The organism is Methylophilus sp. 'Pure River' (genome assembly GCF_046765995.1).
Classification (GTDB): Bacteria; Pseudomonadota; Gammaproteobacteria; order Burkholderiales; family Methylophilaceae; genus Methylophilus.
In genome coordinates this window covers 287,012-298,981 of sequence record NZ_JBKOUE010000002.1, presented here as the reverse complement: position 1 = coordinate 298,981, position 11,970 = coordinate 287,012, and the positions used below count along the sequence as shown (strand labels likewise).

The following is an 11,970-nucleotide window of genomic DNA, read 5'->3' as shown; positions in this document are numbered from 1 at the left end:
GCTAGAAGTTCAACAGCTTTTTCAAAGCCTTTTGTTTGAGCTGGTCTGCAGGCTTGGCTGGTTCCGTTGTCGCCCCGCTCTCGGATTTGGCCGCATCGCTGCCTGCGCTATCGCTGGATGACTTACCATTGAGCAATCCTTTTAGGGCATCGGCCTTCGTGCCGCCAAGTTTGTCGGTAATCGCATCCAGTGCCACGGATTTCGCCAATGCTTGCCCCAACGCGGCCATATCGATACCAAATTTAGGCGCTGCAAAAGTACCGGTGATTTTAACCGGCACCCCTATGCTACCTAGCTGTTCGGCATCTTTACCACCTTGGCCTTTGAGCGAATTGACCAGCGTTGGCTTGGCTACATAGTTAATCTGCTCTTTGCCGATATCGATATCGCCTTTACTCTCACCTTTGGTCAGGCGGAAGACTGGCGCCTTCATGGCCAGGTCGTCATTGTGTGCAACGCCATTTTTGATATTAAACGTTGCCGTCAATTCACTAAAGTCTGTTTTTTTGCCTTTATCTGCATCGGCATTAGACTGGCCTTTGAGCACATTCAGCTTGCCTTTGGCATCCCGGATCGCGCCAGCCAGATCAAAGCCTTTCACGGCGCCTTCGGCCATACGCAAATCAACCGAGCCGCCCAGTGACTTTTTTAGCGCCGTCACCGTATTACCTTGCGCTGTCACATTTAAATTCAAGTTACCGTTGCCTGACAGCATGTCATTATTAATAGTGTCGACCAGCAACGGGCCGACGGCGATATTTTGCAGGCTTTGCTGAATCGCCACCGCAGGAGTTGCGCGCGCATCCAGCTTGACTGCGCCACGCACCGTTCCTTGATAGACATCCACATTGAGCGGATCCAGGCTGGCCAGACCATCTTGTGCTTTTAAACCGATATTCAGGTTTTTAGCTTCTGTTTTGCCATATTTCAACCAGCCCACACGGATACTGCCCTGCGCATTCAATGCTTTCAAGGCAGACAAATCAATCGGTTGCTCAGTCTTATCGGCGGCTTTCTCAGTAGGTTTGCTTTCGCTGGCGCTGGCCGTCGATTGCGGCAAGTAGCGATTCAAATCCAGCTTGTCTATATTGAGATCAAACGTATATAAAGGCTTGCTGAACTGGCTCACCCCGACATTGCCCTGAATACGCGTGTCATCCAGTTTGACATCCAGGCCTTGCAAGGCGAGCTTTTGTCCATCGGCTTTGATGCCAACATTCAAGCCACTTAATGTATAAGGGCTGTACATAATCTTGCCAATGTTGATGCTGCCATCAAGGAACAAGGTTTTTAACGCACTCAGGTCAGCAGGTTTATCTGCTTTGGTGCTGCTCGCTGCAACGTCTTTTTTACCACTAGCATTGCCGAGCAGTGCGTTCAAGTTCAGAGTATCAGCATGCAGCTTGAAACCAATATGCGGCGTACTGAAACCGGCCACACTCACATCACCATTCAGTTTGGTTTCTGCCAGCGCTAAGTCAAATGTGGTTTTAACCTGCTCTTGCTTCACATTGGCATTGGCTGCCAGCTTGAACTGGCCCTGCATGGCACCATTAGGCAGGGCAGGGTCTTTAATATCAAATTTGCCAGCTAGCGTGGGTACTTCAAAGATCAGGTCAGTCAGATTAGCTTTCACCGGGGATGCGAAGTGGCCTTCTACTTTGCGTGCACCTGCATTGACATTAATATCCGCTGTAATGCCTTTGCTTTCTACTGCCTGTTGATTCCCCTTTAATTCAGCCAGCACCACGGCCAAATCTACATCGCCATTGGCATCTTTCTGCTTGAGTGACAGCAATACCTTGTCGCTACTGATCAACGTTGGATTCACTTTCAAGGCAGGCGCCTGCACGCTGACATCGCGCTGAGCGCCTTTAAAGTTTCCTTGCATGGCCAGTTTCAGGCCAGATACATCCAATGCCGTTTTCGCCGCATCAACATCAACCGAGCCTTGCGCAGTGACTGTGACGTCCTGCCCATCCAGCAAGGCACCCTTTAATTGTGCGTCTAAGCCTTTAACAACAAAATGCTTACCTTCCGGGTCAGCCATGATATTGACCTTGATCGCCGCTTTGGCATCGATAGCAGGCTGGTTAGCCGCAAGGTGAAAATCTGTCGCCACATCAAACGGCTTTTTCAACGCCACCTGACCGGTGGTCAGGTTAAACTGGTCTACATTATATTTAGCCCCTGTGCCTTCATTGCTAAAGCTGGCCTGGGTGTTAGTGATTTTGACGCCTTGCACATCAAAATTAATCTGCTGTGACTCTTCCTCTTCTTTGCTCAGCAAATCATCAAAGTTGAAGCTGCCATCAGCATGCTGGATCACATTGACCTGCGCGCCATCCAGGTAAACGGTATCCACCACGATTTCTTTTTTGAGCAAGGGCAATACCGCCAGCGCCACTTTGGCGCTTTTAATCGCAGCAAACTGTTTGTCAGATTGATGCTCGGACAAGGTAATCTCGCCCAGATCAGCACCAATCTTGGGCCAGAAGCTGAGCTTGATGTCACCTTTGATATCCAGGGTGCGCTGTTTTTTGTCTTTCACCAATTGAATCACGGTGGGCTTGTAATCGTTAGGATTAAAGGTCACCGCCAGGTAAACCACCACCAATAGCAACACCGCCAGCAGGGCAACGATGCCTAACGCAATTTTTTTAAACAGTGCACGATTCATGACTCACACCTTAAACAGATTAATGTGCAAAAAAGGCCAATATCAAAATGCCGAATACGATGCGATACCAGGCAAACACCGCAAATGAATGCTGCGCCACAAAACGGATCAACGCACGAATCACCACCAGCGCAGACAGGAACGAAACCACAAAGCCAATCAAGAAGATCAGCGCATCATCGGCGGACAACAAATCACGTGCCTGAAACAAGTCCAGACCGGTGGCCGCGAACATGATAGGTAACGCCAAAAAGAATGAAAACTCGGTGGCGGTCTGGCGGCTCAGGCCAAAACACATACCACCCAGAATCGTGGCACCTGAACGTGACATGCCTGGGAACAAGGCCAGCGACTGAGCAAAACCAATCTGCAATGCTTGCTTGGCCGTGATCTGGTCAACATCACTCGTTTTGCCTGCTGGCGCAAATTTTTCAATCAGTAAAATCAGTATGCCGCCAACGACCAGCGCAATACCCACCGTGAATGAGGAAAACAAATGTTCTTTAATTTGATGATGAAATGCCAGGCCAATCAGCGCAGCAGGTAAAAAAGCAATGATCAGGTTGCGTACAAAATGCTGAGCATTGGTGTCGGTTTGAATGCGCTGCACCGTACTCCAGAGGCGCTGGCGATATTCCACACAGACCGCCAGGATCGCGCCCAGCTGGATAATGATTTCAAACACATCGCGTTTATCTTTAGAGAGAAAATCCAGCCACTCCCCGGTAATGATCAGATGTCCAGTACTACTGACAGGAATAAACTCGGTCGCGCCTTCGACCAGGCCCATGATCACGGCCTTCAGCATCAAATAAATATCCATGGCTGTATTCTAGCAGACACTGCAAAGGACTTGCGGAGTGTTGGGAAAATTAGCAGGATCAGTCATACCGTGAAATATTTAGTCATAAATGTAGCGTTTGGTGAGTTAACGGAATGTATATGACTATCTGTGCCACTCCGACGTGACTGGGATCCAGGCGATGCCAGATTAGAACAAAAGATGGTTCTTCATTGATTTATTCTCTTTCGCCTCTCGGCGAGTCACTTTCTGATGCTTGCCCCTCAGAAAGTAACCAAAGAAGAGGGCACCCAGCCATCACGGCCTAAAGGCTCCCTTGCGTTGCTCGGCAAAGTGGGCGTCCATCGAAACTCGCCCTGGCGGCTTGCACAATACGCAAGCCACTGCGGAACTCGAACAGCCGATGGCCGACTTCCCCCACTTCGCCTCCGCTACTCAGCGTGATGGAATGGGCTTTGTCTCGTCAAACGACCATTAGTGAAAATTTAACGGAAGCATAATTCTTCAGCTTTGCTGATTACCACCGAGAATGAGGGCGCTCCCGGGTGTTCGGGGTCCCCATCTGCCGCGCCGAGCAACGCAGGGTTGACGGGAGTAGTCGGCAAGCAACTGTTTGAGCTCCAAAGGAGCGAGTTTTTGATTGCCGCCTGACAAGCCGAGTAGCACAGGAAATAAGCGGAAGCTGGGATGCACTTTCTTTTGGTTACTTGTTCTTTGGGCAAGCAAAGAAAAGTAACTCGCCGAAAAGGCGAAACAAAACGCCCCAATAACACAACGACCGTAAAGCATTCCTTTCCCCATGAGATCTCACCCACAAATAAAAAAGCGCCTCGATTTCTCAAGGCGCTTTCGCTTTACAAAAATAGTAATTACTTCAGATCAAACCGATCCGCATTCATGACTTTCGTCCAAGCAGCCACAAAATCCTGCACAAATTTCTGCTTGGCATCGTCTTGCGCATACAGCTCAGCATAAGCACGCAATATCGAGTTAGAGCCGAACACGAGGTCCACACGTGTCGCAGTCCACTTCACTGAGCCCGTGCTGCGGTCACGCACTTCATACAGGTTTTGCCCTGTTGGCACCCATGTATAACGCATGTCAGTCAGGTTGACGAAGAAGTCGTTACTGAGCACACCTGGCCTATCGGTAAACACGCCGTGCTTGCTGCCACCGTGATTGGTATCCAGCACACGCAGACCACCGATTAACACCGTCATTTCCGGTGCGGTCAGACCCATCAGTTGCGTACGATCAAGCAACATATCTTCCGGACTGGGCACATAGTCCGCTTTCAGCCAGTTGCGGTAACCATCATGTACTGGCTCCAGCACATCGAAAGACTCCGCATCGGTCTGCTCGGCAGTCGCATCGCCACGGCCTGCAGTAAATGGTACTTTCACCTCAACACCTGCCGCCTTGGCTGCCTGCTCAACTGCGGCAGTGCCTGCCAGCACAATCAGGTCGGCTAGACTGACTGGTTTGCCAAACGCTTGCTGAATTGCTTGCAACACCGCCAGCACTTTTTGTAAGCGGACGGGCTCATTGCCTACCCAGTCTTTTTGCGGCGCCAGGCGAATACGTGCACCATTAGCACCGCCACGATAGTCAGATGCACGGAAAGTGCGGGCACTGTCCCAGGCGGTAGCAACCAGTTCCGCTGTTGTCAGACCACTGCCGAGAATCTGTGCTTTCAAGGCAGCAACATCCGCCTCGCTCAGCGCATTGCCGACAGGCACCGGGTCTTGCCAGATCAGGTCTTCTTTCGGCACATCCGGACCAATATAACGCGCTTTCGGCCCCATATCGCGGTGTGTCAGCTTGAACCAGGCGCGGGCAAACACCTCGGAAAAATACGCCTGGTCATCGCGGAAACGTTCCGAGATCTGGCGGTAAACCGGGTCTTTAATCATGGCCATGTCAGCATCGGTCATAATCGGGTTATAGCGAATCGAAGGGTCCTCCACATCTGTCGGCTTGTCTTCCTCCTTGATATTCACCGGCTCCCACTGCCAGGCACCTGCGGGGCTCTTGCTAAGCGTCCATTCGTGGTTAAACAGCATGGCAAAATAGCCGTTATCCCAGCGCGTCGGATGCGTGGTCCAGGCGCCTTCAATACCGCTGGTCACTGAGTCACGGCCAACACCGCGTGTCGTATGGTTATTCCAACCCAGGCCTTGCTCATGCACATCGGCGGCTTCAGGATCGGCGCCAAGATTACTGGCCTGGCCGTTGCCGTGTGCCTTACCTACAGTGTGCCCCCCTGCCGTCAATGCCACGGTTTCTTCATCATTCATGGCCATGCGGGCAAAAGTTTCACGGATATCGTGCGCTGTTCTTAATGGGTCAGGGTTGCCATCTACCCCTTCAGGGTTGACATAAATCAGGCCCATCATCACCGCCGCCAGCGGGTTTTCGAGATCGCGCTGGCCGGAATAACGATTACCTTCGCTACCGGTTTTGGCCAGCCATTCTTTTTCGTTACCCCAGTAAATGTCTTTTTCCGGATGCCAGATATCTTCACGACCAAAGGCAAAACCAAAGGTTTTGAGGCCCATGGACTCATAAGCGATAGTGCCGGCGAGGGCGATCAAATCTGCCCAGGACAGCTTGTTGCCATATTTCTTTTTGATCGGCCACAGCAGGCGACGTGCCTTGTCGAGGTTGACGTTATCAGGCCAGCTATTAAGTGGCGCAAAGCGCTGGTTACCGGTTCCTGCACCGCCGCGGCCATCTGCCACACGGTAAGTCCCGGCTGCGTGCCAGGTCAGGCGGATCATTAAGCCACCGTAATGCCCCCAATCAGCTGGCCACCACGCCTGGCTGTTGATCATTAAAGCGTGCAAATCTTTCTTCACAGCTGCCACATCAAGGGTCGCAACGGCCTCACGATAATTAAAAGCCTCCCCCAGAGGATTAGTTTTACGGTCATGCTGATGCAAGATATCCAGATTTAATGCATTAGGCCACCAATTGGTATTGGATTGGCCGCTGGCGGTAATTGCCCCATGGCTAAAAGGACACTTGCCGGTCATGTGTTGTTTATTCTCCATCTTTAAGCTCCTTTTTTGATTATGGTCATCCAGACACCAGAAATGTCCAGATGATCAATATACTACTTCTTAATTATTGCGATAATAGTTCATCGTCCCAACGATCATAGCGATCTTGTCGCTGATTAAAAGCAGGCAGCGTAAGCCGCCAATGTTTCCTGCAAATCAGGGGGTTCGGTATACAGCCAGGCCAACATGTTTTCTCCTTATGAATGAAGTACGAATGAGTACATGGCTTGCATTCTAGGCAACCGACATTAATTTGTATAATTGTATGTTTTGATATTATTGATTAATAAAATTAATAGAATTACACTATCAGCCATCACCTTATAAGAGCACCGCCATGACCCTGATTGAATTGAAGTTTGTGTTAGCCGTGGCACAAGAACGTAATTTTCGCCGCGCCGCCGAGAAGTGTTTTGTGACCCAGCCCGCCCTGAGCCTGGGCATTAAAAAGCTGGAAGAGGAATTAGGCGTGTCATTGTTTGAACGCAATCGTAATGAGGTCACCCCCACCGAGATCGGCGAGCAAATTATTGCGCAAGCGAATATCGTGCTGGAGCAGGCGGCTAAAATCAAAGACATGGCCAAACATGGCAACGACCCGCTCAATGGCCTGTTTAAACTGGGCATGATTCACTCGGTAGGGCCTTACTTGCTGCCGGAAATCATTCCGCCATTGATAAAAACGGCGCCACATATGCCGCTGGAAGTCGAAGAAAACATCACCGCGACCCTGGAACAGCAACTCAAAAATGGTGTCATTGATGCCGCAGTGATTGCTTTGCCGTTTGATGTGCCTGGCATTGAAACCATCCCGCTTTACGATGAAGACTTTAATGTCGTGGTGCCGGTGAGCCACCCATGGGCGACGCGCAAGACCATTCATGCGGATGAGTTAAGTAACGAGAAAGTGCTGCTGTTGAATACTGGCCATTGTTTTAGCAACCAGGTGACGCAGGCTTGCCCGGAGTTGAGCCGCAAAGGGGAGGTATTACAGGGTAACTCACTGGAGACCATACGCAATATGGTGGCCTCCAACCTGGGCATTACGGTTTTACCGGCCATGGCGACCGTATCGCGCTATCAAAATCCGCTGATTCGGGTCATCCCGTTTAGCAAACCGGCGCCTAGCCGACGCATTGCATTAGCCTGGCGGAAGAGCTTTGTACGCACCGCCGCTATTGAGGTGCTTGGACAAGTGATGGCAGAAGTTGGTAAAGCGCAGGCATAAATGCCATGTGCTACGGGATAGCAAGCTAGTAGGCGATGGCGACGCGAAAACCGGTGACTAGTTTTTCATCGACACCAAGCAAAGCTTTGACGGCCTGCTCTTGCTGTGGCGGCAGGCCTTCAGCTACCTTGACCGAGGCAGGTAAGTAAGCTGCAGGCTCAAGGATTTTACGTAATACCGGTTCATCTGCCATATTGGTCAGAGTCAGCTCTACTTTGGGGTAAGCCTGCGCAGCCGTGCCATGATTCATCAGCACGCTGGAAAAAATGAGTACGCCCTGACGCTCTTTATGTTCCTGAATATCGGCATCGTCTATGGTTAACTGCGCAAGGTCACGTGGCAGACTCACCTCACAATGCAATGACTGGCACATGGCCTGCAACAGCGGCTTGGCAGGTGGGTAATTGGCCGCCAGGCTGGTGCGTGTGAAGTATATCCATTGCCATACAATTAATAGCGCTAGCAGGCCTGATAACCCAATAAACAGGCGCTGGCTGGCTGGCGTTTCAATAACAGCAGGGCGCTCATCGGCCAGAGAAACGTCGCGCAAGAATGCAGGAATAAGCGGCCCAGGATCAGTGTCTGTATCAGCGCTAAAGTCTGGGGAAACCGTATCAGGCAACGGTAAATCAGGCACCGCCGTGGGCACGTCGGCATTGGCTGCTTCGGCACTCACCTTGAAATAAACCGCTGCATCGCTGGTGGCTTCTGTAGTATTTGCTTCAGCTAAGGTTGCCTCTGTTGAGGCTGAAACAGGCGCATCCAGCAAATGTGAGCGGGCATCAAACACATGGTCACATTCGCCACAACGCACTTTGCCTGCGTAGGCTTGCAGTTGCTCATCCGTAACTTCGAATTGTGTTTGGCAGGCCGGGCAGGCCGTAATCAAGGACATTTTCTGGTTCCCGTCAGCAAGACCCATCCATCTTGCTGGATGGGGGCATCCATTTCAAACCACTCTGCGTAATGTGCCAGCAAGATATCCTGCTGGCTATCCAATATGCCGGATAATGCAACTTTGCCGCCACTTTTGCAAGATGAGGCAATCACGGGCGCCAATACCATCAGCGCACTGGAAAGAATATTGGCAACCACAATATCAAATGGCTCGTGCAAGTAATCTGCCGAGTCATAAAAAATCGCATCGACCTGATTATTCGCCGCATTATCGCGACTGGCAATCACGGCTTGCGTATCAATATCCACACCTGTTGCACTTTGTGCGCCCAGTTTTTTAGCGGCGATGGCCAAAATACCAGATCCGCAACCGTAATCCAGTACATTGGCACCAGCCAGCAACGGCTTGGGCAATTGCGCCAGCCAGCTCAGGCATAAATGCGTGGTTGGATGACTACCAGTACCAAAGGCCAGGCCAGGATCCAGCACAATATTGATCGCATCGGCATTTGGCGCCTGATGCCATGAAGGCACAATCCACAAGTCATCGGTGACACGAATGGGGTCAAACTGGGCCTGTGTCGCACGCACCCAGTCCTGTTCCTCAATCTGCTCCACTTGATACTTCAAGCCATCCAGTTGCAAGTCAGATTGCACATTGGCCAGCAAGGATTGCACATCTGCCTCGGCATCCAGCATGGCAGTAACGATATTCTGTTCCCAGATACCCGGCGGCGGATCGCCAGGTTCGCCAAAAATGGCCTGCTCGGCCATTGTGTCAGCGTGCGCATCTTCTATGCTGACAGACAATGCACCATGTTCCATGAGCACATCGCTGAGCGCCTCGGCTTGCGGCTCAGTCGATTGAATTTTAAGTAACAGCCAATGCAACATTATTTCGAGCTGATACCCAGCTTCTGCTCCAGGTAGTGAATGCTGGTACCGCCTTGCTGGAAGGCCAAATCGGCCATCAGGTCAGAATGCAGCGCAGTATTGGTTTTAATGCCTTCAACATACATCTCGGACAAGGCCACGCGCATTCTGGCAATCGCTTGCTCACGCGTCGCGCCATGCGTGATCAGCTTGCCGATCATGGAGTCATAATGCGGAGGCACGGTATAGCCGCCATAAACATGGGTATCCATGCGCACACCAGGGCCGCCAGGCATATGAAAGCGATTGATAAAGCCTGGTGAAGGCACGAAAGTGTACGGGTCTTCAGCGTTAATACGGCACTCAATGGCATGACCATTCAACACGATATCGCGCTGACGGAACGGTAATTTTTCGCCCGCAGCAATAAAGATCTGTTGTTGTACCAGGTCGATACCGGTGATCATTTCGGTCACAGTATGCTCCACCTGCAAACGTGTGTTCATTTCAATGAAATAGAACTCGCCATTTTCGTACAAAAATTCAAAAGTACCTGCGCCACGGTATTTAATCTTGCGGCAAGCCTCTGCACAACGCTCACCAATCTTGTCACGGATTCTATCCGTTAACAGTGGAGAAGGTGCTTCTTCAATGATTTTCTGGTGACGACGCTGCATAGAGCAGTCACGGTCACCCAGGTAAACCGCGTTACCATGCTGGTCAGCCAAGATCTGGATTTCAATATGGCGCGGATTTTCGAGGAACTTTTCCATGTAGACCATGGGGTTACCAAAGGCCGTTTGTGCTTCGGCTTTAGTCATATTCACGGCATTGAGCAACGCCGCTTCGGTATGCACCACACGCATACCACGACCGCCACCGCCACCCGCTGCTTTAATAATGACAGGATAGCCAATACGTTTAGCCGTTTTTATGATTTCGGCCGGATCGTCATTCAAGGCGCCATCAGAACCTGGCACACAAGGCACGCCCGCTTTTTTCATGGCATCTTTAGCGGAAACCTTGTCACCCATTAAACGGATGGTTTCGGCACGCGGGCCGATAAATACAAAACCACTTTGTTCTACACGCTCGGCAAAATCTGCGTTTTCCGACAAAAAGCCATAACCAGGGTGAATCGCTTGCGCATCTGTCACTTCTGCAGCACTAATCACTGCTGGAATATTCAGGTAACTTTTAGCTGACGGCGCAGGGCCAATACACACAGACTCATCGGCCAATTTGACATATTTAGCATCACGGTCGGCCTCAGAGTGCACGGCCACCGTTTTAATCCCCAACTCACGACAAGCGCGCTGCACACGCAAGGCTATTTCGCCGCGGTTGGCAATCAGTATCTTCTCAAACATTATTAACTCCGCGTCTCAATAGCCGCGTGGCTTGCAGCCACGACGCAATTTAACTTCGTTGCTGCGCTGCCTGCAGGCAGCTGGTCACCGCGGTTGGCAATCAGGATTTTCTCAAACATAGTGATTAACCAATCAGGAACAGGGGTTCGCCGTATTCGACAGGCTGACCGTTTTCAACAAAAATCTTTTTAATCGTGCCAGAGAACTCGCTCTCAATTTCATTGAGCAGCTTCATCGCCTCGATAATGCACAAAGTATCGCCAGTGCTGACACTGCTGCCAACGTCGACAAAGGCTTTGGCATCAGGTGAAGACGCGCGGTAGAACGTACCCACCATTGGTGATTTAACCACTTTGCCATCCAGCGCTTCAGCCGGAGCAGCGGCAGGCGCAGCGGCTGCTGGCGCGGCAGCCACAGGGGCCGCAACCGGCGCCGGGGCAGCGACATATTGTGCGACCGGCGCAACGCCAGGCGCCATGGCGCGACTAATACGTACTTTTTCTTCGCCCTCGGTCAGTTCCAGCTCGGAAATCCCCGATTCCTCGACCAAATCAATCAATTTTTTGAGTTTACGTAAATCCATAAAAGCCTCGAATGTAAATGTTTTAATGTTTATTAGAGTTGTTGGATGTAACGATAAGCAGCGAAGTATCCCTCTGCGCCCAAACCGCAAATGACTGCGGTTGCAATATCGCTGAAATAAGAATGATGACGGAATGACTCTCGCGCATGCACATTCGACAAATGCACTTCAATAAACGGCACCTTGACCGCAGAAATAGCATCACGAATGGCCACGGAGGTATGTGTGAATGCAGCCGGATTAATGATGACATAATCGACGCGGTTCACGGAAAGTGCGTGTATTTTCTCAATGATCTCGGCTTCAGAATTACTTTGAAAAGTATCAAGACGCACCTGATCAGCGCGCGCCAAATCTTGCAAACGTTGATTAATGTCTGCCAGTGTTTGACTGCCATAATGCTGCGGCTCACGGGTGCCCAGCATATTTAAATTGGGTCCGTGAATCACCAGGATGGATTTGGTGCCCATTTCAC

General features: G+C 50.9%; 9 protein-coding genes. 1 reads left to right on the top strand and 8 read right to left on the bottom strand.

Going from position 1 to position 11,970, the window contains the following annotated elements:
* Position 1 precedes the first annotated feature (1 nt).
* From ACIDE9_RS03670 to katG, 3 genes are all read right to left on the bottom strand, one after another.
* Positions 2 to 2,680, bottom strand: a complete 2,679-nt coding sequence (locus tag ACIDE9_RS03670; RefSeq protein WP_411992769.1) for an AsmA family protein — start codon at positions 2,678 to 2,680, stop codon at positions 2 to 4.
* 19 nt (positions 2,681 to 2,699) lie between these two features.
* Positions 2,700 to 3,503 carry an undecaprenyl-diphosphate phosphatase gene (locus ACIDE9_RS03665; protein ID WP_411992767.1) on the bottom strand — a complete coding sequence of 268 codons (804 nt, stop codon included), beginning with the start codon at positions 3,501 to 3,503 and terminating at the stop codon, positions 2,700 to 2,702.
* Between the two features lie 848 nt (positions 3,504 to 4,351).
* Positions 4,352 to 6,535: a catalase/peroxidase HPI gene (katG, locus tag ACIDE9_RS03660; protein ID WP_411992765.1), complete on the bottom strand. Its 2,184-nt coding sequence runs from the start codon at positions 6,533 to 6,535 to the stop codon at positions 4,352 to 4,354.
* 346 nt (positions 6,536 to 6,881) lie between these two features.
* Here katG and ACIDE9_RS03655 point away from each other — a divergent pair, with 346 nt between their 5' ends.
* Entirely contained in the window at positions 6,882 to 7,772 is an 891-nt protein-coding gene (locus tag ACIDE9_RS03655; RefSeq protein WP_194752466.1) for a hydrogen peroxide-inducible genes activator, read from the top strand.
* Between the two features lie 25 nt (positions 7,773 to 7,797).
* On the opposite strand, the gene ACIDE9_RS03650 is transcribed toward ACIDE9_RS03655, so the two are convergent.
* From ACIDE9_RS03650 to aroQ, 5 genes are all read right to left on the bottom strand, one after another.
* A complete protein-coding gene (locus ACIDE9_RS03650) occupies positions 7,798 to 8,667 on the bottom strand; it encodes a DUF3426 domain-containing protein (protein WP_411992762.1) in 870 nt (289 codons plus the stop codon).
* Positions 8,658 to 9,560 carry a 50S ribosomal protein L11 methyltransferase gene (gene prmA, locus ACIDE9_RS03645; protein WP_411992851.1) on the bottom strand — a complete coding sequence of 301 codons (903 nt, stop codon included), beginning with the start codon at positions 9,558 to 9,560 and terminating at the stop codon, positions 8,658 to 8,660. The genes ACIDE9_RS03650 and prmA overlap by 10 nt, the downstream gene beginning before the upstream one ends.
* A gap of 2 nt (positions 9,561 to 9,562) precedes the next feature.
* Positions 9,563 to 10,912: an acetyl-CoA carboxylase biotin carboxylase subunit gene (gene accC / locus ACIDE9_RS03640; protein WP_411992760.1), complete on the bottom strand. Its 1,350-nt coding sequence runs from the start codon at positions 10,910 to 10,912 to the stop codon at positions 9,563 to 9,565.
* Positions 10,913 to 11,036: 124 nt separating this feature from the next.
* The gene (gene accB, locus ACIDE9_RS03635) at positions 11,037 to 11,495 is read right to left on the bottom strand and encodes an acetyl-CoA carboxylase biotin carboxyl carrier protein (RefSeq protein WP_411992759.1); all 459 of its coding nucleotides are present in this window, start codon (positions 11,493 to 11,495) and stop codon (positions 11,037 to 11,039) included.
* Positions 11,496 to 11,527: 32 nt separating this feature from the next.
* Positions 11,528 to 11,965: a type II 3-dehydroquinate dehydratase gene (gene aroQ, locus ACIDE9_RS03630; RefSeq protein WP_194752471.1), complete on the bottom strand. Its 438-nt coding sequence runs from the start codon at positions 11,963 to 11,965 to the stop codon at positions 11,528 to 11,530.
* Positions 11,966 to 11,970 lie beyond the last annotated feature (5 nt).